Origin of the sequence: Empedobacter stercoris, assembly GCF_025244765.1 — a bacterium.
Classification (GTDB): Bacteria; Bacteroidota; Bacteroidia; order Flavobacteriales; family Weeksellaceae; genus Empedobacter; species Empedobacter stercoris.
Map to the genome: position 1 here is coordinate 2,462,905 of NZ_CP104209.1, position 22,078 is coordinate 2,484,982.

The following is a 22,078-nucleotide window of genomic DNA, read 5'->3' on the forward strand; positions in this document are numbered from 1 at the left end:
TCAAAGATAGTTGGTAGCGATACCAACCAAAATAAAAAGATTAAATACTAAGATTGATTTAATCGTCATAGAGAAGGTTAGTTAATCTTATTTGGATTAAACATGTAATACCAGATTGTAAGAGTTTGTAAAATGTATTATGTAAAAAGTATTAAGTAATCACTTAATACAATAAAACATAAGACTTAATACAACATTTAATAATGTCAAGATATACTAGGAACTAATACCTAATTAAAAATATTAGGGTGACTATAGCTGCAGGGCTCACCTCTTCCCATTCCGAACAGAGAAGTTAAGCCTGCCTGCGCCGATGGTACTGCTATTGCGGGAGAGTAGGTCGTCGCCAGTTTTTATCAAAAGCCTCAAGATTATTTCTTGAGGCTTTTTTGTGTTTATATGTTTTGTAATTTTGCTAAACGCTAAACGCTAAACGCTAAACGCTAAACGCTAAACGCTAAACGCTAAACGCGTTAGGGATAGTAGTGGAAATCCTTTTGTTTGACGAAGGATTTTGTTTTTAGGTGCTATGTTACTCCAAACAAAAGATTGCAGCGGATAGCCCGACCGAGCGTAGGATTTTTTTACTATTTAATTATAATTTTGTTGGCGAGGGAACGCCCAGAGAATATGATTATTTGTTTGTTAGCTAAATTTTTCGTATCTTCAAAAATATTATTTGAATAAGATTTATTCATCAAGAGATGTTCTATCTCTTAATTTGGTGAGGTTATTGCACGTTCTATTTTTTCATTATAAAATAGAATTTTCGAAATTCTATATCAGGTCGTTTCAGACAAAATAATCAGTTACTATCGCGAGATAGTTGAGTAGTTCATATAAGTTTAATTAAAAACAATTCATGGGTTTAAAAGTAGGCATTATCGGTGCTGGACCAAGTGGTTTAGCTATGTTAAGAGCATTCGAGTCGGAAGAAAAGAAAGGTAACAAAATTCCAGAAATTAAATGTTTTGAGAAGCAAGACAACTGGGGAGGAATGTGGAATTACACTTGGCGTACAGGTGTAGGTAAATACGGAGAGCCGTTACACGGCAGTATGTATAAATATTTGTGGTCGAATGGACCAAAAGAATGTTTAGAATTTGCGGATTATACGTTTTCTGAGCATTTTGATCAAACAATATCTTCTTATCCACCGCGAGAAGTTTTGTTTGATTATATACAAGGAAGGATTAAACAAAGTAATGCACGAAAGTACATACAGTTTAATACCGTTGCAAGGTGGGTAGATTATGTAGAAGAGAAGAAGCAATTTCGTGTTGTTTTTGATGATTTAAAGAAAAATGAAACTTTTGAAGAGTTTTTTGATTATTTAGTTGTCGGAACAGGGCATTTTTCTACACCAAATATGCCTTATTTTAAAGGAATAGAAAATTACACAGGAAATGTAATGCATGCGCATGATTTTCGTGGTGCAGATCCTTTTATTGATCAAGATATCTTGTTGATTGGTAGTAGTTATTCTGCAGAAGATATTGCCGTACAATGTTATAAACACGGTACTAAGTCAGTTACGATTTCATATCGTACGAATCCGATTGATTGTAAATGGCCACAAGGGATAGAAGAATTACCTTTGGTAACACATTTTGAGGATAAAAAGGCTTTTTTTAAAAATGGAACTGTAAAAGAGTTTGATTCTGTTATCATGTGTACAGGTTATCAACATAAGTTTCCATTTTTACCAGATAATTTACGTCTAAAAACCAAAAATTGTCTGTATCCAGAAGGGATGTATAAAGGTGTAATATCAGATGTTAACGCTCAATTGTTATTTTTGGGAATGCAAGATCAATATTATACATTCAATATGTTTGATGCACAAGCATGGTTTGCACGAGATTATATTTTAGGTCGAATTAATTTACCTTCTAAAGAAGCTATTCAGACTGATATTCAAAAATGGATGGAAGATGAAAGTAAATGTATTTCAGCAGATGATCATGTTGATTTTCAAACAAATTATATTAAAGATTTGATTGAATTAACAGATTATCCAATGTTTGATTTGGATAAAGTTGCCGAAATGTTCAAAGTTTGGTTAAAAGATAAAGAAGAAAATATTTTGACTTATCGCGATAAAACATTCACATCTGTTATGGACCAAACAAAAGCAGAAAAACATCATACACCTTGGATGAAGGAATTGGATGATAGTTTAGAACGATATTTAGATGAAGATCCAATTGATGAGAAAGAGTTAGAAAAAACAAATTATTATTAATACAATCAAAAAGACTAACAATTATGTTAGTCTTTTTTTATTTTTCGATTGTATATTTAAACATCATTTTTAACAATGAAAAATGATTCTTTTGAATATTTTAACTCAATATGATGTAATACAATAGAAATGGAAATTCAATATTTTTTCGAATTATTTGGAACACTTTTTTTTGGGATTTCTGGCGCTTTAGCTGCAGACGAAAAATCAGGTAACGATTGGTTTGGTGTAACCTTTATTGCATTCTTAACTTCAATTGGAGGAGGAACAGTACGTGATATTTTGCTTTCTGTAGAGATTATGTGGATCAAAGATGTTAACCTTATATATGCTGTTGCAATTGGTGTTATTCTGGCTGCAATTTTTTATAAACCGTTACTCAATCTACGCAAAACCTTTATGCTTTTCGATACGTTGGGAATTGCGTTGTTTACGATAGTTGGTTTAGAAAAAGCTTTAAATCTTGGGATACATCCTGTCATTGCACCAGTCATGGGAATGTTTACAGCGGTATTTGGTTCTGTTATACGCGACATGATGTTGAACGAAGTTCCAATAATTTTCAAAAAAGAAATTTATGCGTTTGCATGTCTTTGTGGTGCAATTATATATTTAATTTTATGGCAATTGGATATTAGTCGTAATGTTAATTTCTTTATTTCTGGCGGAGCAATTGTTGCTATTCGTTTGGCTGCAGTAAAATACAATTTGTCCTTGCCTAAGTTCAAAAGTCATTAACAAGAAGATTAAAATCCTTTAACTATCTTAGCAAATTAATTTTTATACATGGAAATTCAATACATTTTTGAATTATTCGGAACTGTTGTATTCGCAATTTCAGGTGCTTTAGCTGGTGATGAAAGACGAAAACACGATTGGTTTGGAATCGCTTGTTTTGCTTTTATAACTGCTGTTGGAGGAGGAACCTTGCGCGATTTATTTTTGAATAGTTATCCGTTGGTTTGGATTAGCGATATGAATGTGATTTATGCCGTTTTTGCAGGAATTTTATTAGCAGGAATATTTTTTAAGTATTTTTCACGTTTACGAATTACTTTAATGCTTTTTGATACATTAGGAATCGCTTTATTTACAATAGTAGGTTTAGAGAAAGCACATTCTTTAGGTGCAAATGATTTTATAGCTGTGATGATGGGAATGATGACGGCTGTGATGGGCGGAATGTTGCGTGATGTTTTGATGAATAGAACGCCGTTTATTTTTGTACAAGAAATTTATGCAACAGCGTGTATTGTAGGTGGGGTAGCTTATCTAATTTTTGATGATTTTGGGCTGGATCGAAATATTAATTTCATTGTTTCAGGAGCTATTATTGCTGCAATTCGTATTGTGACAGTTAAGTTTAATTTATCGTTACCTAAATTTTATTAATCATGCAAAAAACACCATTTAATCAAGAAATTTGGACAGGAAGAATTGATTCTGAAGACGGAGAGTTAGGCTTAAGAGTTCATCAAGTAATCAACGATTATGATCAATTTGAATCAGCATCCATTCAACCAAAAGTAATTCTTGGTTTTTGTTCAGAAGAAGGAGTTGAACGAAATAAAGGACGAATTGGCGCAAAGAATTCACCAGATTTCATTCGAAAAGCATTAGCCAATTTGCCTTTGCATTTTTCTGAAACAGATTTTATTTTTGATACTGGAAATATTGTTTGCGACGACAAAGATTTAGAAACTGCGAGAGAAGAACAGGTTAATCAAGTTCATAAAATCATCAAACAAAATCATTTTCCGATAGTGATTGGCGGTGGACACGAAACAGCTTTGGGCGATTTTTTAGCTTTAGCACAATCACATCAAAATATTGGAATTATCAATCTTGATGCGCATTTTGATTTGAGAACGCCAAATCCGCAATCTACTTCTGGCACACCATTTTATGAAATGGCAAAGTATTGCGAACAAAACGAAATGAATTTTAATTATATTCCAATTGGTATTCAAGAATTGGGAAATACAAAAGCATTATTTCATCGAGCAGAAAACTTAGGTGTTAAGTTTATCATGGCCGATGAAGTACACTTACATCTGAATAAAATTTTAGAAGACCTTAAAATTATCATTCAACAATATGATGCACTTTATGTATCATTGGATATGGATGTTTTTGATGCAGCGTATGCACCAGGTGTAAGTGCAACGACAATTAATGGTTTAACGCCTTTTCAAGTAAAATATATTTTGAAAGTTTTAATGAATTCGAATAAAGTTAAAATCTTTGATTTGGTCGAGTATAATTCGCTTTTTGATGTTGATAACTCAACAGCGAAACTCTCTGCACAAATGATTTACGAAGTTTTAAGACATTAATTATGAAATAATTTACAATATTTTGTAACCTTTTTCAGTTATCTGCGTATACATATATAGTGGTGTTAATAAACCACCCAAGAAATCGATAATAATCATTTTAAAATAAGAGGGTTTTAGTTAAATGAGACAGCTTAAAATTACAAAGCAGGTAACAAATCGTGAAACTGCGTCGTTGGATAAATACTTACAAGAGATTGGTAAAGTAGATTTGATTACAGCGGAGGAGGAAGTAGAGTTAGCACAACGTATCAAAGCAGGAGATCGTGTTGCCTTAGAAAAATTAACAAAAGCAAACTTACGTTTCGTGGTTTCTGTTGCGAAACAATACCAAAATCAAGGTTTAAGTTTACCAGATTTAATTAATGAAGGAAATTTAGGTTTGATTAAAGCAGCGCAACGTTTTGACGAAACACGTGGTTTCAAATTTATCTCGTATGCCGTTTGGTGGATTCGTCAATCTATCTTACAAGCATTAGCAGAGCAATCTCGTATTGTACGTTTACCATTAAATAAAATTGGATCAATTAATAAAATTAATAAAGCGTATGCTTTATTAGAGCAAGAACATGAGCGTGCTCCATCTGCGGAAGAAATTTCTGAAGTATTGGATATGTCTGAAGGTGATGTAAAAGAGTCGATGAAAAACTCTGGTCGTCACGTCTCAATGGATGCGCCATTAGTAGAAGGAGAAGATTCTAACTTATACGATGTATTAAATATTGGTGAATCTCCATCTCCAGACGTTCAGTTGATGATCGAATCCTTACGTGTAGAGATTGAACGTGCATTACAAACATTAACGCCTCGTGAAGCTGATTTAATTCGTTTATACTTCGGATTAAACGGTCAACACCCAATGACGTTAGAAGAAATTGGTGAAACGTTTGATTTAACGAGAGAACGTGTTCGTCAAATTAAAGAAAAAGCAATTCGTCGTTTAAAACATACATCAAGATCGAAGATTTTGAAAACGTATATCGGACGATAAAAACATAAGAAAGCAGCTAAATAAGCTGCTTTTTTTATAAATATTAAAACACTTTATGAGAAACTTTATTTTACTATTTACTCTTATACTTTTTTCAACTTATTCTTTCGGTCAAAAGAAAATTGATCAAAATTTAGTTGGATTTTGGAAATCTACAATCTATACAACAAAAAATGATCCTGTAAAAGGAAATGCTTTTATTGATAGAAAAGCTGATGGAACATTTACATTATTTTTAGAGTTGATTTACAATAATGATTCGATCTATGCGAAAGAAGTTGGACATTGGAACACGAATAATGATCTTTATACAGAAATTGGAGAAGAATACAATGACGAGTTTTCTTATAAGATAAATCAAAATCAAGTCAATTTTAAACTTAAAAAGAAGAAACAAGTTTTAGGATTTCGATCAGAAAAATTTGATGAAGAAAAATCATCCGATCAAACAAGTTATTATGAAGAGCAATATTCTATATTCAAAGCAAAATCTATGCAGAAATTGATGAATATGAGCGATAAAATAAATGGTTTTTCACATGACTCTTCAGATGGTGTTCAAGATGCTAGATTAGTAGGTATTTGGGAAGGTTCGGAAAAGGATAATCAAATAGAAGGAGTGTCTAAAGAATGGACAATGACTCGAAATATTGATGGAACTTTTGTTTTAGATTTTAAAACTAAAATGAAAGGAAGAAAAACAGAAAATCATATTGAGAAAGGAAAATGGTGGGTAAAAGATAATAAGTTTTACGAGTATCATGAAGATTCTGGAATGACAGATGTTTATACATTTGAAGTTTTGAATGTAAATCAAATAAAATTTAAAGTTTTTGATTTATCATTTAATCAGAATAATAATAATTACGAATTTATTGATACAAGAAAAAAATAAATTAAAAACTCCAACTAAATTTAGTTGGAGTTTTTCGTTATAATAATTTTCCACTTAATAAAATTGCGGCAATTGTAAAGTAAATAATTAATCCAGAAACATCGACTAATGTAGCAACAAAAGGCGAAGATGCTGTTGCGGGATCAAATCCAATTTTTCTCAAAATAAATGGAACTAAAGATCCAGAAAGTGTTCCCCATAAAACAATGACAATTAGAGATAAGGCTACTGTTAAAGCTACATACAGCCAATATTCTCCATAGCTGTAAATACCTAATTCTTGCCAAATAAAAATTCGAATGAAGCCAACGAAACCAAGGATTGCACCTAAGATTAATCCCGAAGCAAATTCTTTTTTCATGACATACCACCAGTCTTTTAGTTTCAATTCGCCCAAAGCCATCGCACGAATAATCAGCGAAGCTGCTTGCGAACCAGAATTACCTCCACTCGAAATAATCAAAGGAACAAATAGAGCAAGCACCACAGCTTTTTCAATTTCATCATCGTAATAGCTCATAGCAGAAGCAGTAAACATTTCTCCAATAAAAAGAATCACTAACCATCCAGCTCTTTTTTTTATTAATTCTACAATAGGAGTTTTTGTATACGAAACATCCAGCTCTTCCATTCCTCCGAATTTCTGAATATCTTCTGTATCCCTCATTTTCATTCGATCCAAAATATCATCAAATGTGACAATTCCAACCAACACATTGTTTTCTGTAACAATAGGCATCGCAGATCGATCGTATTTATCAAAGACCTCTAAAGCTTCTTCTAAAGGAGTTGTTGTTGTGATAGAAACAAAATTATGATCTATCAAATCTTCCATTTTAGTTTCTTCATCAGCTAAAAGGATTTCTCCGATTTTTAAATCATCAATTAATCTATTTTTACCATCAACAATAAAAATGTACGTCAATGTTTCGGCTTTTTTTCCATATTTTTTGATATGTGCCAAAACTTGTTTTACGGTATAATGTTCCTTTACTTGAATATAATTTGGAGTCATTAATCGAGCAATGGAATCTTCATGATAACCAATTAGACTCAATGCAATTGCGCGTTCATCAGTATTCAAAAGATTGATTGAATGTTTAATTAACTCATCTGGAAAATTCTCAAAAAGTTCAGTTCTATCATCAGGATCTAAGTTATTCAAAACATCTGCTAAATCTTCGTCAGTTAAACTTTTAACAATTTCATATTGAACATCAGGGGCAAAATAGGAGAATACATCCACTTTATTATTAGAAAGCATATAAAAAGCTATATTTCTTCTTTTTATATCTAATGCAGTTAATTGCTCTGCAATATCCGCCGGATGTTGATTAAGCATATTATTTTCCATAAATTTGTTGTTTTTTATATCCCGAACTGCAAAATAAGCTATTTTGGGGAGAAGGGAGGTGAAAGGTTAGCTACTTTTAAGCTAATTTTAATGTTGAAATAATTTATGCATAAAATAGAAAATCAGCAAATCGAACATTTTATAAAATCTATGGGTGTAGACGAACGCTTTGCTGGTGTTTGGTCGGGCACAGATCATGGAAAATTCTTTAAAGGAGAAACAAACAGTTGGATAGTGAACCGAAAAATGGATGGTACATTTACGGTTAGTTTCAAAACAATTCATAGCGATGATACGATAACGTATGCAGAAGATATCGGTTTGTGGTGTGTCAAAGAAGACGAATATTATGAATATCGTCAGTCCGATGTAAAAGCAGACCATTATACTTACATTTTTTTATCCAAAGATTCTATTCATTTCATTATCAACGAAGAATTGAAAGAAGAAGAACCATATAACTTCATCGATAATAGAGTTTTTCTTGATTAAAAATAATAATTTATTTCTTCATTTTTTCTGTTATATTCGTATTGAAAATTAACACTAAAAATGAAAAAAACACTATTTACTCTACTCTTATCATCTTCTTTGTTTGCACAAGAAAAAGCAACCGATTTATTTAACGCAAATATCAGTTTTATCGGAATCGGAATTCAATACGAAAAAGCGTTAAACGATAATTTTACAGCTGTAGGAACTTTAGATTATATGGGTGGATTTTCTTATTCGAGCGATTCATATTACGGAGGTAGTGATTTTGATTATATTTTTACAACTCGTTTTGCTTTAGAAGGACGCCATTATTATAATTTTGATCGAAGAATTTCTAAAGGAAAAAACACAAAAAATAATTCAGGAAATTACATTGCGTTAAAAGGAGATTTTATTCCAGATTGGCTAACGAGTACAAATAAAGACAATGTTACAGTGAATCCGCAAGGATCAATTACATTTAATTATGGATTGAAACGTTCTTTTGCACAAAACTTTTTTTATGAGTTTTACACAGGTTTAGGACTTTCTCTTTATCAAAATGAACATTATTACTATTACGATACAATAAATGATAGTAGAAAAAGCAAGAAAGAAATGACAACTGGAGTTGCCTTAGATTTAGGTTTTCGAGTTGGATATAATTTCTAAAAAAATATAAATCGTTGAGTTTTCAACGATTTTTTTATTTCCTTACCTTTGCACCACAAAATACAAACAACAAACAAAAAAAGTATGCCAATAGTAGCACCATCAATTTTAGCAGCCGATTTCGGAAACTTAGCAAAAGACATCGAAATGGTTAATAATTCACAAGCAGAATGGTTTCATTTAGATGTAATGGACGGCGTTTTTGTTCCGAACATCTCGTATGGAATGCCAATTATCGATAAAATCAATTCATTAACAAACAAAGTGCTTGATGTGCATTTGATGATTGTTGATCCAGACCGTTACATTTCGACTTTCAAACAAGTTGGCGCAGATATTTTAACCGTGCATTACGAGGCGTGTACCCACTTACATCGTACACTACAAGCGATAAAAGCAGAAGGAATGAAAGCTGGTGTGGCACTCAATCCGCATACACCTGTTTCGGTTTTAGAAGATTTAATCAACGATTTAGACTTGGTTTTAATCATGAGTGTTAACCCAGGTTTTGGAGGACAAAAATTCATCGAGAACACGTACAATAAAGTTTCTAAGTTAAAACAAATGATTACGGAAGCAAATGCAAATGTTATCATCGAGATTGACGGAGGAGTTGGTATTCAAAATGCATCAAAATTAGTTGAGGCTGGTGCAGATGCGTTGGTTGCGGGGTCAGCAGTTTTCAATGCAGAAAATCCTACGGCGTACATCGAAGCGTTAAAAAAAGCATAAGTCTATACTTATCAACATATGTTAAAAACTGAATCAGCGATGGTTCAGTTTTTTTGTTTTTTGGGCATTCCCTTCGGGCGGGCTTTTCGTTGCAATCTTTGCTATTCAGCAAAGGATTTCCACTGCAATCCCTAACGCAATTTTTAGTTTTGTTCTCATTTAGTTAGCATTCTGAGTTAGTTTTAATAGAAAAAACTTTATGTCTTAACTATTAAACGTACATCTAACGTTTGTCATTCTAATCCTGTCGAAGAATCTTTAAACTTCTTGTCAAACTTAAATGTTTTCAAATTAATACATTTTCGAATTGGCTAATTTATTCCCTAACTTTGTACCATGAACTTCTCCAAAGACAATTCAAAAAAGATTTATACAATTGATGAAATCAAAGATAAAATGGCAAAATATTGTCTTTATCAAGATCGTTGTCATTGGGAAGTAGAAAAAAAATTACGCGATTTTGATTTGATTCCAGAAGCAAAAGATGAAATTATTTTTAAACTTATTCATTATGGTTTTCTAAATGAAGAACGTTTTGTGCATAGTTTTGTCCGTGGAAAAGTCAATCAAAAAATGTGGGGAAGAAATCGTCTTCGTCAAGAATTAAAAATTCGACAGATTGATCAAAAATTAATTGAGAAAGCATTTAAAGAAGAAATCGATTTAGATAAATATTGGAATAATTTACTGCATTTAACTCGAAAAAAGTTTAGATTATTAGCTTCTGAGCGCGAATCGTTCAAAAAAACAAATAAAGTAAAAGCATATTTAGCATACAAAGGTTATGAATTTGATCTAATGAATGATGCAATAAAAGAAATCGAATTAGAAAAAGAAAATTAAAAAGAGGAATATTAACATTCCTCTTTTTAACACTTACTCAATTCGTTTTCAAACTCTTGTAGATAATTCGCTAAATGAAAACCATCTACAAAACCATGATTTGCTTCTACCGAAACAGGCATGTACATTTTATTATTTTGTGTGTATGCTTTTCCGAAAATAATTCGAGGAATAGATTCTTCTGTTTCAAAATTACTTGGTTGCGTTAAACCTGTAAATCTCGACCAAGGAAAAGTAGAATGACGCACCAATCCTTCCGTAATATCTTCGTTTTTGATATGCAATCCTTCACAACGTTCAACACTTTTTATTTGTTCTTGTAATTGCGCATTAAAATCTTCAAAATCTTCAGTGAAATTCATGAATGCAAAACCAAAAGTTCCATCTTTTCGACCAATTGTTGTTCCGCAATCTAACTGATTGTACACGAAAATTTCATTATTCTCTAATCGAAATTTAAACTCATTGATTTTATTTTCAGCTTGCATAGAAGCAAATAAGTAAAGGGCAAAAAAAGAAACGTGATTTGCTTTGGCAAATTGATACGCTTTCGAGCATTCAACCTCTGCAACTATTCCGACATACGGATTATCCATTTTCGAGAACATATTAAAATGTTCAATTCGATTCCAACCTTCAGGATTAAATTTTTGTTTCATGCTGCAAAAATAAAAGCTACTTTTTGAAAAGAAGTTTTTATTTGATGTTTATTGAAAATATTTTTTTCTATACAGCTTGAATAAAATTATCGACCTGTTCTTCTAGTGTTACCCATGAAGTAACTAATCTTATAGCAGAATTCTCTTCATCTATTTTTTCCCAAATAAAAAAATCAAAATCTTGCTGTAATTTTTCGATAACAATATTTGGTAAAATAGGAAAGATTTGGTTAGAAGATGGTTCAGTAAGAAAATCATAACCTTTAGCTGAAATCCCTTTTGCTAATTTTTCGGCCATTTGGTTGGCATGTTTTCCCATTTCGAAAAATAAATTATCCCGAAACATTTCCGAAAACTGAATTCCAATCAATCTTCCTTTCGCTAACATTCCACCTTTCTGCTTGATATGATAACGAAAATCTTCATTCAGTTTTAAATTATTTATCACTATTGCTTCCCCTAAAAGAGCACCATTTTTCGTGCCACCGATATAAAAAACATCAGTATAATTCGCCATATCTTCCAAAGTCAAATCGCATTTAGAAGAAGTTAAAGCAGATGCCAAACGTGCACCATCAACAAAAAGATACAAATTGTTTTCTTGACAAAATTTATAAAGATGTTGTAATTCTATTTTTGTGTACACACTTCCGACTTCGGTAGAATTTGAGATGTAAACCAATTTTGGTTTTACCATATGTTCGTCTGTATGCATATTCAAAACAACAGCAATTTGTTCAGGCGTAATTTTCCCATTATTTGTCACAATTGTATTTACCTTATGCCCTGTTGCTTCTATTGCGCCAGTTTCGTGAACCGCAATATGTCCACTTTCTGCTGCAATCACAGACTCGTGAGGTTTTAGAATAGACGAAATCACAATTAAATTAGCTTGCGTTCCACCAGAAACAAAATGAATTGCCGCATCTTTTTTCAAGTATTTAAGGATTAATTCTCGTGCTTCATTACAAAACTCATCTTCACCATAACCAATACTTTGTATCGTATTAGTTTCGACTAATCGTTGTAAAATTGAAGGATGTGCACCTTCGCTATAATCGTTTTTAAAACTATATTTTTTCAAAATTGAAAGCTTATCTTTATGACAATAAAAGTAATGGTTTTCCTAAATCTTTCCTATTTTACATTCTATTTTTACGAATTAATTAAACCCAAATTATGAAAATTTTAGTCGTTGAAGATGAAATAAAACTGCAAGAAACAATTGTTGAATTTTTAGAAAAAGAAAAAATGATTGTAGAAAGTGCAGACAATTATAAACAAGCTTTAGATAAAATAATTTCGTTTGATTATGATTGTATTTTATTGGATATGATGCTTCCAGATGGAGATGGAATGTCGTTGCTAAAGGAATTAAAAAAACTTCAAAAAGAAACATCGGTGATTATTTTATCAGCAAAGGATTCGGTTGATGATAAAGTGGAAGGTTTGTTGGTTGGAGCGGATGATTATTTGGCAAAACCTTTTCATTTTGCTGAATTATTGGCTCGAATAAAAGTTGCTTTACGCAAAAACCTTCAGAAAGGAGAGGATATCTTAACGTATAAAAATATTCGTATTTATCCTGAAGATCGGTTGGTGAAAGTAAACGAAGTCGAGTTAAAATTAAATAGAAAAGAATATGATTTACTGTACTATTTTATGTTGAGACCCGAACGTGTTTTTCAGAAAACAACTTTAGCAGAAAGCGTTTGGGGCGATCATATCGAGATGTCTGATAATTTGGATTTTATTTATTCTCAAATAAAAAACCTAAGAAAAAAGTTGAAAGAAGCGAATTCCGAAGCAGATTTGCAGGCAGTTTATGGGATCGGTTATAAGTTGATTTAATATGAAAATATCACTAAAAAACTACACCTTTCGTTACCTAACATTTTGGTTGTTAATCATTATTGCAATTTGGGCATTTTTATTTCGTTCGTTGATCTTGGATGAAGTATATGACAATGTAGATGATGGTTTAAAAAATCAAAAAATAGAAATTTTACGGGAGGTATTTTTTGATGAAAGTTTGTTGAAAACAACAGAATTTGGATTAAGTCAATTCAGAATCACAAAAATTGATCAAGCTCAATACGATGAAACAAATCGATTCTCAAATGAAATGGTTTACATGGAATATGACGAAGATATGGAACCATACAGGGTTTTGAGAACAGGTTTTTATGATAAAAATAATCAACCCTATTCGTTAGAAATTAGGACTTCTACAGTAGAGGAAGATGATTTGATTTATGATTTAACGATTTCTTTGTTGGCTCTTTATGTATTTATTTTAATCAGTATTTTGTTGATTAATCATTACGGTTTAAAAAAAGCATTCAAACCATTTGATCAGATTATAACGCAATTAAGAAAGTATGAAGTTGGGAATAATGAAAAACCAACGGTTGTCGATACGAATGTAAAGGAATTTTATTTTTTACAGAACGAAATTCAACGCATGATGAATCGAAATGAAGAGGTTTTTAATTCGCAAAAATTATTCATAGAAAACGCTTCACACGAATTGCAAACACCTTTAACAATAGCTTTGAATAAACTTGATTTATTGATTGAAAGCCCAGATATTCCAGAGAAGGAGATATTAGATTTAGTTGAAACTAAACAAACCCTTTGGCGAATGGTGAGCTTAAACAAGTCGTTGTTGATGCTTTCTCGAATAGATAATAATCAATATAAAAACAATGTAAAAGTTAATTTTACAGCGCTTACAAAAGATTTGCTCGAAGATTATGAATCGATTTTAGAAGTGGAAGAAATAAGATTAGAAACTGATTTCAAAGAAGATTTTATCATAGAATTTAATTTGGATTTAGCGCAAATTTTGATTTCCAATTTAATTCGAAATGCTATTAAGCATAACAACGAACAAAAGATGATGAAGATAGAAAGTGATTTTAATCAATTGATAATTTCGAATACTGGAAATGAAAATTCCTTGGATGAAAAATTAATCTTCAAGCGTTTCTATAAAAAAGGAGGAAATGAAGGAAGCAATGGATTAGGCCTTTCGATTGTCGATACGATTATAAAAAATCAACATTATTTAAAGTTAAACTATCAATACAAAGAAACTTTTCATCAATTTATTTTGAAAAAATAATTTATTCCCAAATCTTTCCTAATTCACTTCTCAACTTTGTTCTATAATTTAATAATCAAACAAAAATGAAAAAGTTTTTTAGTGTTATCATGTTAGGTTTTACTTTGGTATCATTTGCTCAAGATAAACCAATTAATTATAATCAAGTACCAAAAGATGGTCAAAAATTTGTAAACCAATATTTTGGTTCAAAACAAGTTGGCTCTTCGATGTTAGAAGATGATTTTTTCTCGAAAGAATACAAAGTGTATTTGTTAAATGGAACAAAAATAGAATTTGACAGCGATGGAAGTTGGAAAGAAGTTGACGGAAAAAGAAATCCGATTCCGACAGGTTTTGTACCAGCTAAAATTTCTACTTATGTAAAGAGAAGTTTTCCCAACACAAAAATCACAAAAATTGAACGAGATCGTAATGGGTTTGAAGTAAAATTATCGAATGGTTTGGAAGTGAAATTTGATAAAAACGGAAATTTTAAGAAAATAGAAGATTAATTAGAAAAACATAATAATGAAAAAAATATTTTTAGGAACAGCCTTATTTACAATGTTTGCATTGGTAACAACATCTTGTAATAATGATGACGATACAACAACAACGCAAACGGTAGAATTAAAAACACTTCCCGAAGAAGGTAGAAGTTTTGTAACGACGTATTTTTCTGGAATTGAAATTGCACGAATAGAGAAATATAGTCCAGCCAAAATAGATGGAACAATGTACGAGGTTGATTTTGTGAATAGAGATGAAATTGATTTTGATCAGAATGGAACTTGGTTAAAAGTGGAAGCAGAAGGAAATCGTAGTATTCCAACAGGTTTTATATTGCCTTCAATTGTGTTGTATATCAACACCAATTATCCTACTTTGAAAATTAATCAAATAGAGAAAACGTATGAAGGCTTTGAAGTTGAGTTAACAAATGATCTTGATTTAATCTTTAATGCTTCAGGTGAATTTATTCGTGTTCAACCTTAATAATAACAACATAAAATAATAAAAAAATCCAACTCAAATTTTGAGTTGGATTTTTTTATTATTTATCCCGACTTTCTAACATCGGTACAAATTTGAAATCACCAAATTCGTAATATTCATATTGATTTTCTGATAAACGCATAATGACAATCATGCGTTGAGATTGTTCCCCTACAGGAATCACCATTATTCCACCAATATTCAATTGTTTTTTTAATTCTTCAGGAATCTCTGGCGCTCCAGCTGTTACAATAATTTTATCAAAAGGAGCAAAAGAAGGCAAACCTTTGTAGCCATCTCCATACGTTTGATAACGTGGCTCGAAATTGATTTTTTTCAACATGATTTTCGAAAAATCAAACAAATCTTTTTGACGTTCTATCGTAAAAACCTCTGCACCTAAAGCTACTAAAACAGCAGTCTGATAGCCAGAACCTGTTCCAATTTCTAATACTTTTTCATTGGGTTGGATATCTAATAATTGCGTTTGAAAAGCAACTGTGAAAGGATGTGAAATGGTTTGTCCTGCTGCGATAGGAAAAGCTTCGTTGCGATAAGCAAATTCAGTGAAAGCACTATCCAAAAATAAATGTCTTGGAACTAAATTGATTGCTCCCAACACGTTCTCATCCTCAATTCCTTTTGAGCGCAACAAATCAACCAACATTTTGCGTCGTCCTCTGTGTTTAAAATCGTCTACCGACATATTCCAAAAATTTTACAAAAATGCATTAAATACAACTTATTCTCATTAATTTTAACGGCAAAATCTACCAAATGTTAAAAGTAGGAGTGATCGGTGCTGGACACCTTGGAAAAATCCATTTAAAGTTATTAAATCAATCGGAAAGATACGAATTAATTGGCTTCTTTGATTCTTTTGAAGAAAATGGAAAGAAAGTAGAAGCAGAATTTGGATACAAGTTTTTTAGTTCGATGGACGAATTGATTGACGCTGTTGATGTTATTGATATTGTAACACCAACTTTATCGCATTATGAAGTTGCATTGAAAGTAATTGAAAAAAATAAACACTTTTTCGTTGAAAAACCAATTACACATACGTTAGAGGAAGCAGATCATTTATTAAAATTAACAAATGAAAAAGGGCTGAAAGCGCAAGTTGGACACGTAGAAAGGTTCAATCCTGCATTTACTGCCGCTGCACCTTTTATCGAAGAACCATTATTTATCGAAACGCATCGTTTAGCAGAGTTTAATCCGCGTGGAACAGATGTTCCTGTAGTGTTAGATTTAATGATTCACGATTTGGATGTGATTTTATCAATTGTAAAATCGGAAATCAAATCTATTCATTCGTCTGGCGTTTCTGTAATTAGTGATACACCTGATATTGCAAATGCTCGAATTGAGTTCGAAAATGGTTGTGTGGTAAATGTTTCGACAAGTAGAATGTCAATGAAAAATATGCGAAAAATGCGTGTTTTTCAACGAAATGCTTATATTTCGATTGATTTCTTGACAAAGAAAACAGAGATTATTAAAATGCACAAAGCACCAGAAAATCCAAGCGAATATGCCATGATTTTGGAAAATGATAAAGGTGATCGTCGAGAAATTTGTTTCGAACATCCCGAAATTTTACCAAATAACGCCATTTTAGATGAATTGGAAAGTTTTGCTGATTCTATCGAAAATGATACACCAATCAAAGTATCATTACAAGATGGACGAAATGCATTAAAAGTTGCGTTGGAGATTATTGCTTATTTTGAAAAAGAGCAACAAGTCATCAAAAATCAAACCATCGAAAAAGAATAAGTCGAGGTTAGTATTTAGAAGTACGAATTTCGCAAAACGCAAAACGCAAAACGAATTTCGAAAAGCGAATAAAACACATAAAAAATAAAACATACAAAAAAATGAAAAACATTACAGTTATTGGAGCAGGAACGATGGGGAATGGAATTGCTCACGTTTTTGCACAATCAGGATTTGCCGTAAATTTAGTTGACGTTTCTCAAGATAGTTTAGATCGTGGATTGAAAACTATCGAAGGGAATTTGGATCGTATGATCGCAAAAGAAAAAATTTCTGAAGCTGATAAAACAGCCACTTTAAATAATATTACAACGTTTACAGATACAGTTGAAGCCGTTAAAAATGCAGATTTAGTTGTAGAAGCTGCAACAGAAAATTTAGATTTGAAATTAAAAATTTTCAAACAAATTGATGAAGCTGCGCCTGCAAATGCAATTTTAGCATCGAATACTTCTTCGATTTCAATTACAAAAATTGCGTCTGTAACAAGTCGTCCAAAACAAGTGATTGGAATGCATTTCATGAATCCAGTTCCGATGATGAAATTGGTCGAAATTATTCGTGGATACGATACGAAAGATGATGTTACGAAAGCGATTATGGAAATGTCAGAGAAATTAGGAAAAACACCTGTCGAGGTTAGTGATTATCCTGGTTTTATTGCGAATCGTATTTTAATGCCTATGATTAACGAAGCGATTTATTCGTTGTATGAAGGTGTTGCTGGTGTAAAAGAAATTGACGAAGTAATGAAATTAGGTATGGCTCATCCAATGGGACCATTGCAATTAGCTGATTTCATTGGTTTAGACGTTTGTTTATCAATTTTAGAAGTGTTGTACGACGGATTCAAAAATCCTAAATATGCGCCTTGTCCATTGTTAGTAAACATGGTAACAGCAGGTAAAAAAGGAGTGAAATCGGGCGAAGGATTCTATGATTATTCAGAGTCTAAAAAAGCAGAAAAATTAGCAGCTCAGTTTGCGAAATAATTTGAGAGTTGCAGGAGAATGTTAAAACATATCAATCGAGATTAAGTGTAAGTTTAGTCGTATTCTTATTTCTAATTTTTTCTTTCGTTGGCATTGGAATTTCTTTTAATTCTATTCAGCAAAATGAAATAGGTATCGTTGTATGTATTTTGACTATTTTATTTATCATTTATATGTATTTATCAACAACATATAAGATAGTAAATAATGAAGAATTAGTGGTGAAAGTTGGTTTTTTGATGAATATTAAAATTGACATTAAAAAAATAGTTGAAATCAAAAAAACGAAAAGTATGATTAGTTCTCCGGCATGGTCATTAAATAGAATCGAAATATTCTACAATAAATATGACTCAGTGATTATTTCACCAAAAAATCAAACCGAATTTATTCAAGATTTACAAAAAATAAATTCATCAATTAAGATTGATTTATAACTAAAATAGTTTTCAAAACAAAAAAGCGCTACTGGAAAGTAACGCTTTTTGTTTATAAGTATTTTGATTATTTAATTGCTGCCAATGCCTGTTGATAATCTGGTTCTTGACCAATTTCTGGTACTTGTTCAGTATAGGCTATTTCTCCATTTGGATTAACAACTACAACAGCACGAGATAATAAACCATTTAACGGTCCGTCTACCATTTTTACACCATAAGCATTTGCGAATTTTTCATTTTTGAAATCAGATAATGTTTCAACATTCTCTAAGCCTTCGGCAGTACAAAAACGAGATAAAGCGAATGGTAAATCTTTCGAAATACACAAAACAACCGTATTTGGAGCAGAAGAAACTTCTTGATTAAATGTTCGTACAGATTGTGCACAAACTCCAGTGTCAACACTTGGAAAAATATTTAAAACAACATTTTTTCCAGCGTAATCAGCCAATGTTTTTTCACTTAAATCACCAGCTGTTAAAGCAAAAGTTGGAGCTTTTTCACCAACTGTTGGTAAACTTCCTCCCGTTTGAATTGGATTTCCTTTAAATGTAATTTGAGCCATAATTTTTTGTTTTATTATCGATTTTTAATGATTAAAAGTAACAAAATTATACGGAGAATAAAGTATCTTCGCATTATTAAATTGTTACACTACAAATAACTCACAAATATTATGCAACTTTCAAAGCGTTTACAAAATTTGAAACCATCTGCAACAATTGCAATGTCTGCAAAAGCAAGAGAATTAAAATCACAAGGAATTGATGTGATTAGTTTAAGTATTGGAGAACCAGATTTCAATACGCCAGATTTTATCAAGGATGCGGCAAAAAAGGCAATCGATGAAAATTATTCAGGTTATCCTCCAATTGCTGGATATGCAGATTTGAAGGAAACGATTTGTAAGAAATTTAAGCGTGATAATAACATCGACTATTCTCCTAATCAAATCGTTGTTTCTACAGGTGCGAAACAATCTATTTATAATGTATTGCAAGCGATTGTAGACGAGGGAATGGAAGTGATTATTCCAACACCTTATTGGGTTTCTTATTCTGATATTGTCGAGTTATCAGGTGGTACACCAGTCTTTGTAGAAGGTGCTTTAGAAGCTGATTTCAAAATTACACCAACGCAATTAGAAGCCGCAATTACAGATAAAACGCGAGCTATTATCTATTCTTCTCCATGTAATCCTTCAGGATCTGTTTATACAAAAGAGGAATTAAAAGGTTTGGCTGAGGTTTTAGCGAAATATCCAGATGTAATTATAATTTCGGATGAAATTTATGAACACATTGTTTATGGAGAGAAAAATGTTTCGATTGCATCTTTTCCAGAAGTATATAATCAAACCGTAACTGTAAATGGTTTAGCAAAAGCATTTGCAATGACAGGTTGGAGAATTGGTTTCATAGGAGCGCCAGCTTGGTTGGCTAAAGCCTGCGAAACCTTACAAGGTCAAGTAACTTCAGGAGCAAATTCTATTGCACAACGTGCGGCGATTACAGCTTTAGAAGCAGATCCTAGCGCTGTTCAATATATGGTTGAAGCTTTTGCAGAGCGTCGCGAATTGATGTTAGGTTGGGCAAAAGAAATTCCTACATTTAAAGTAAACGAGCCAAAAGGAGCTTTTTATTTGTATCCAGATGTGACAGCAACTTTCGGAAATACCTATAAAGGCGTAACAATAAACAATGCAGATGATTTAGCATTATATTTATTAGAACATGCACAGGTTGCAGTTGTTTCGGGTTCTGCTTTCGGATCGAAAAATTGTATACGTATGTCGTATGCAGCATCTGTTGATGAATTGAGAGAAGCAATGACACGCATCAAAAATGCTTTAGCGTAAATTAAAATTGAAATAAACACCAAAATCCTCAAGTTTTTCTTGGGGATTTTTTATGAATCAAAATATTATTAAAATAATTACGAAAAACAACATTCAATATTTCAATTAATTAGCCTGTTTATGCTACTTTTTATTAAAAATATTTCAAAAAAGATTTGTTTTAATCGAAAATAACCTCTTATATTTGCACCACCAAAAACAAGGCGAGGTAGCTCAGATGGTTAGAGCGCAGGATTCATAACCCTGAGGTCGGCAGTTCGATTCTGCTCTTCGCTACAACTTCAAAGACAAATTCACAATTGAATTTGTCTTTTTTATTTTCATTAAATATTATTAGACTTCTGATGATAATCATCGATTAATCTATTCAAATTCATTAAATTTGCATTCAATTTAGTAGCGTTCTAAATAAAATCTTAAAAAATGATTCAAACAGATATAGTTATCATCGGGGCTGGTCCTACAGGGCTTTTTGCCGTTTTCGAAGCAGGTTTATTAAAAATGAGATGTCATATTATTGATGCACTTCCTCAACCAGGAGGACAATTAACGGAATTGTATCCTAAGAAACCAATTTTTGATATTCCTGGTTATCCTTCTGTTGGTGCAGGTGAATTGATTGATAATTTGATGGAGCAAATTAAACAATTTGAGCCAGGTTTTACTTTGAATGAGCAAGCAACGACAATTGATAAGCAAGAAGACGGAACGTTCATTGTGACGACTAATAAAGGAACACAAGTTCACGGAAAAGCGGTTGCAATTGCTGGGGGGTTAGGTTCTTTTGAGCCTCGTAAACCAATGATTGAAAACATTGCAGACTATGAAGAGAAAGGTGTTGAGTATTTTGTAAAAACTCCTGAATTGTTTCGCGACAAAAAAATTGTGATTGCAGGTGGAGGAGATTCTGCTTTGGATTGGTCGATTTTCTTGGCTGATGTTGCTGCAGAAGTAACTTTAGTTCACAGACGTAATGAATTCCGTGGAGCATTAGATTCTGTTGATAAGGTTATTGAATTGAAAAAAGCGGGTAAAATTAATCTAATAACTCCTGCTGAAATTACTGGAATAAAAGGTGATGGAAAAGTAGAAAATTTGGTAATCGAAAAAGAAGGTGAAACTTTTGAAATTGAAACAGATTATTTTATTCCATTATTTGGACTTTCTCCAAAATTAGGACCGATTGCGAATTGGGGATTGGAGATTGAGAAAAATGCGATCAAAGTAAATAATGCATTAGATTATCAAACAAATATCGAAGGAATTTATGCGATTGGTGACGTTAATACCTATCCAGGAAAATTGAAATTAATTTTATGTGGTTTCCATGAAGCAACTTTAATGTGCCAATCTGTTTACAATCGAATGAATCCAGGTAAAAAATTTGTGTTAAAATACACAACAGTTTCTGGTGTAGATGGTTTTGACGGAACACGTAAAGAAGCCGAAAAAGCAGTTGTTAAAGCAATTGATTAAATGAAATAAAAATTTTATAGAAATATTTTTTAAACCTTTTACACATCGTGTAGAAGGTTTTTTTATTAATCACAAAAACATTCTTCTCTACTTCGTCTTTTAGCTTCATTATCCCAAAAAGGATAAAATTTTAATCCAAAATAAAAGTTGGCAGCATTCAATTTTTTCTGCTTAAAAACGATTGGAATTGCATTGTCACTTCCCAAAATTAGCGGTCCAATTCT

Annotated in this window: 24 protein-coding genes, 1 tRNA gene and 1 rRNA gene; 21 read left to right on the plus strand and 5 right to left on the minus strand. The window is 31.9% G+C overall.

The genetic code is table 11. The features are described from left to right. The first annotated feature begins 244 nt into the window (after positions 1-244). The 7 genes from rrf to NZD85_RS11680 all read left to right on the plus strand — a co-directional run bounded on the left by rrf (position 245) and on the right by NZD85_RS11680 (position 6,467). Positions 245-352: ribosomal RNA gene (gene rrf / locus NZD85_RS11650) — 5S ribosomal RNA — on the plus strand. A gap of 510 nt (positions 353-862) precedes the next feature. Next, positions 863-2,245 (plus strand): NAD(P)-binding domain-containing protein, encoded by a 1,383-nt coding sequence (locus NZD85_RS11655; RefSeq protein ID WP_225542800.1) that lies wholly within the window; start codon positions 863-865, stop codon positions 2,243-2,245. Between the two features lie 129 nt (positions 2,246-2,374). Then, positions 2,375-2,983 carry a trimeric intracellular cation channel family protein gene (locus NZD85_RS11660; RefSeq protein ID WP_171621790.1) on the plus strand — a complete coding sequence of 203 codons (609 nt, stop codon included), beginning with the start codon at positions 2,375-2,377 and terminating at the stop codon, positions 2,981-2,983. 48 nt (positions 2,984-3,031) lie between these two features. After that, positions 3,032-3,637: a trimeric intracellular cation channel family protein gene (locus NZD85_RS11665; protein ID WP_188319244.1), complete on the plus strand. Its 606-nt coding sequence runs from the start codon at positions 3,032-3,034 to the stop codon at positions 3,635-3,637. A gap of 2 nt (positions 3,638-3,639) precedes the next feature. Next, positions 3,640-4,581: a formimidoylglutamase gene (hutG, locus tag NZD85_RS11670; protein ID WP_260541927.1), complete on the plus strand. Its 942-nt coding sequence runs from the start codon at positions 3,640-3,642 to the stop codon at positions 4,579-4,581. A 124-nt stretch (positions 4,582-4,705) separates the two neighbouring features. Further along, positions 4,706-5,572 (plus strand): sigma-70 family RNA polymerase sigma factor, encoded by an 867-nt coding sequence (locus NZD85_RS11675; protein WP_019975176.1) that lies wholly within the window; start codon positions 4,706-4,708, stop codon positions 5,570-5,572. Positions 5,573-5,627: 55 nt separating this feature from the next. Continuing rightward, a complete protein-coding gene (locus NZD85_RS11680) occupies positions 5,628-6,467 on the plus strand; it encodes a hypothetical protein (protein ID WP_260541928.1) in 840 nt (279 codons plus the stop codon). Between the two features lie 37 nt (positions 6,468-6,504). Here NZD85_RS11680 and mgtE read toward each other — a convergent pair whose 3' ends face one another. Continuing rightward, positions 6,505-7,821, minus strand: a complete 1,317-nt coding sequence (gene mgtE / locus NZD85_RS11685; protein ID WP_260541929.1) for a magnesium transporter — start codon at positions 7,819-7,821, stop codon at positions 6,505-6,507. Between the two features lie 105 nt (positions 7,822-7,926). Between mgtE and NZD85_RS11690 the strand changes: the two genes are divergently transcribed. The 4 genes from NZD85_RS11690 to NZD85_RS11705 all read left to right on the plus strand — a co-directional run bounded on the left by NZD85_RS11690 (position 7,927) and on the right by NZD85_RS11705 (position 10,542). Continuing rightward, a complete protein-coding gene (locus NZD85_RS11690) occupies positions 7,927-8,313 on the plus strand; it encodes a hypothetical protein (protein ID WP_260541930.1) in 387 nt (128 codons plus the stop codon). A 60-nt stretch (positions 8,314-8,373) separates the two neighbouring features. Continuing rightward, the gene (locus tag NZD85_RS11695) at positions 8,374-8,967 is read left to right on the plus strand and encodes a hypothetical protein (protein WP_260541931.1); all 594 of its coding nucleotides are present in this window, start codon (positions 8,374-8,376) and stop codon (positions 8,965-8,967) included. Positions 8,968-9,051: 84 nt separating this feature from the next. After that, a complete protein-coding gene (gene rpe, locus NZD85_RS11700) occupies positions 9,052-9,699 on the plus strand; it encodes a ribulose-phosphate 3-epimerase (protein ID WP_260541932.1) in 648 nt (215 codons plus the stop codon). Between the two features lie 336 nt (positions 9,700-10,035). Then, a complete protein-coding gene (locus tag NZD85_RS11705) occupies positions 10,036-10,542 on the plus strand; it encodes a regulatory protein RecX (RefSeq protein WP_171621798.1) in 507 nt (168 codons plus the stop codon). 26 nt (positions 10,543-10,568) lie between these two features. Here the strand turns inward: NZD85_RS11705 and NZD85_RS11710 are convergent, their stop codons facing one another. Continuing rightward, positions 10,569-11,201, minus strand: a complete 633-nt coding sequence (locus tag NZD85_RS11710) for a CatA-like O-acetyltransferase (RefSeq protein WP_260541933.1) — start codon at positions 11,199-11,201, stop codon at positions 10,569-10,571. Positions 11,202-11,268: 67 nt separating this feature from the next. After that, positions 11,269-12,285 carry a threonine aldolase family protein gene (locus NZD85_RS11715; RefSeq protein WP_260541934.1) on the minus strand — a complete coding sequence of 339 codons (1,017 nt, stop codon included), beginning with the start codon at positions 12,283-12,285 and terminating at the stop codon, positions 11,269-11,271. Between the two features lie 95 nt (positions 12,286-12,380). Here NZD85_RS11715 and NZD85_RS11720 point away from each other — a divergent pair, with 95 nt between their 5' ends. From NZD85_RS11720 to NZD85_RS11735, 4 genes are all read left to right on the plus strand, one after another. Next, positions 12,381-13,052, plus strand: coding sequence for a response regulator transcription factor (locus tag NZD85_RS11720; protein ID WP_171621801.1), 672 nt, complete (start codon positions 12,381-12,383; stop codon positions 13,050-13,052). Between the two features lies 1 nt (position 13,053). Next, entirely contained in the window at positions 13,054-14,328 is a 1,275-nt protein-coding gene (locus NZD85_RS11725; protein WP_260541935.1) for a sensor histidine kinase, read from the plus strand. A gap of 65 nt (positions 14,329-14,393) precedes the next feature. Next, entirely contained in the window at positions 14,394-14,822 is a 429-nt protein-coding gene (locus tag NZD85_RS11730; protein WP_260541936.1) for a PepSY-like domain-containing protein, read from the plus strand. A gap of 16 nt (positions 14,823-14,838) precedes the next feature. After that, positions 14,839-15,306, plus strand: a complete 468-nt coding sequence (locus NZD85_RS11735) for a PepSY-like domain-containing protein (RefSeq protein ID WP_260541937.1) — start codon at positions 14,839-14,841, stop codon at positions 15,304-15,306. A gap of 58 nt (positions 15,307-15,364) precedes the next feature. Here the strand turns inward: NZD85_RS11735 and NZD85_RS11740 are convergent, their stop codons facing one another. Next, the gene (locus NZD85_RS11740; RefSeq protein WP_260541939.1) at positions 15,365-16,012 is read right to left on the minus strand and encodes a protein-L-isoaspartate(D-aspartate) O-methyltransferase; all 648 of its coding nucleotides are present in this window, start codon (positions 16,010-16,012) and stop codon (positions 15,365-15,367) included. 71 nt (positions 16,013-16,083) lie between these two features. On the opposite strand from NZD85_RS11740, the gene NZD85_RS11745 reads away from it, so the two are divergent. The 3 genes from NZD85_RS11745 (at position 16,084) to NZD85_RS11755 (ending at position 18,517) form a co-directional block, all read left to right on the plus strand. Then, on the plus strand, positions 16,084-17,088 hold the full coding sequence (locus tag NZD85_RS11745) for a Gfo/Idh/MocA family protein (RefSeq protein WP_225542797.1): 1,005 nt from the start codon (positions 16,084-16,086) through the stop codon (positions 17,086-17,088). A 101-nt stretch (positions 17,089-17,189) separates the two neighbouring features. After that, complete coding sequence (locus NZD85_RS11750) at positions 17,190-18,080, plus strand: 3-hydroxybutyryl-CoA dehydrogenase (RefSeq protein ID WP_260541941.1); 891 nt, start codon at positions 17,190-17,192, stop codon at positions 18,078-18,080. An 8-nt stretch (positions 18,081-18,088) separates the two neighbouring features. Next, complete coding sequence (locus NZD85_RS11755; protein ID WP_260541942.1) at positions 18,089-18,517, plus strand: PH domain-containing protein; 429 nt, start codon at positions 18,089-18,091, stop codon at positions 18,515-18,517. A gap of 67 nt (positions 18,518-18,584) precedes the next feature. Here the strand turns inward: NZD85_RS11755 and tpx are convergent, their stop codons facing one another. Continuing rightward, entirely contained in the window at positions 18,585-19,085 is a 501-nt protein-coding gene (tpx, locus tag NZD85_RS11760) for a thiol peroxidase (RefSeq protein ID WP_260541943.1), read from the minus strand. A gap of 111 nt (positions 19,086-19,196) precedes the next feature. Between tpx and NZD85_RS11765 the strand changes: the two genes are divergently transcribed. From NZD85_RS11765 to NZD85_RS11775, 3 genes are all read left to right on the plus strand, one after another. Next, positions 19,197-20,378, plus strand: coding sequence for a pyridoxal phosphate-dependent aminotransferase (locus NZD85_RS11765; protein ID WP_260541944.1), 1,182 nt, complete (start codon positions 19,197-19,199; stop codon positions 20,376-20,378). A gap of 202 nt (positions 20,379-20,580) precedes the next feature. Further along, positions 20,581-20,654: transfer RNA gene (locus tag NZD85_RS11770), tRNA-Met, on the plus strand. A 147-nt stretch (positions 20,655-20,801) separates the two neighbouring features. Next, positions 20,802-21,854 (plus strand): NAD(P)/FAD-dependent oxidoreductase, encoded by a 1,053-nt coding sequence (locus NZD85_RS11775; protein WP_171621811.1) that lies wholly within the window; start codon positions 20,802-20,804, stop codon positions 21,852-21,854. Positions 21,855-22,078: the final 224 nt, after the last annotated feature.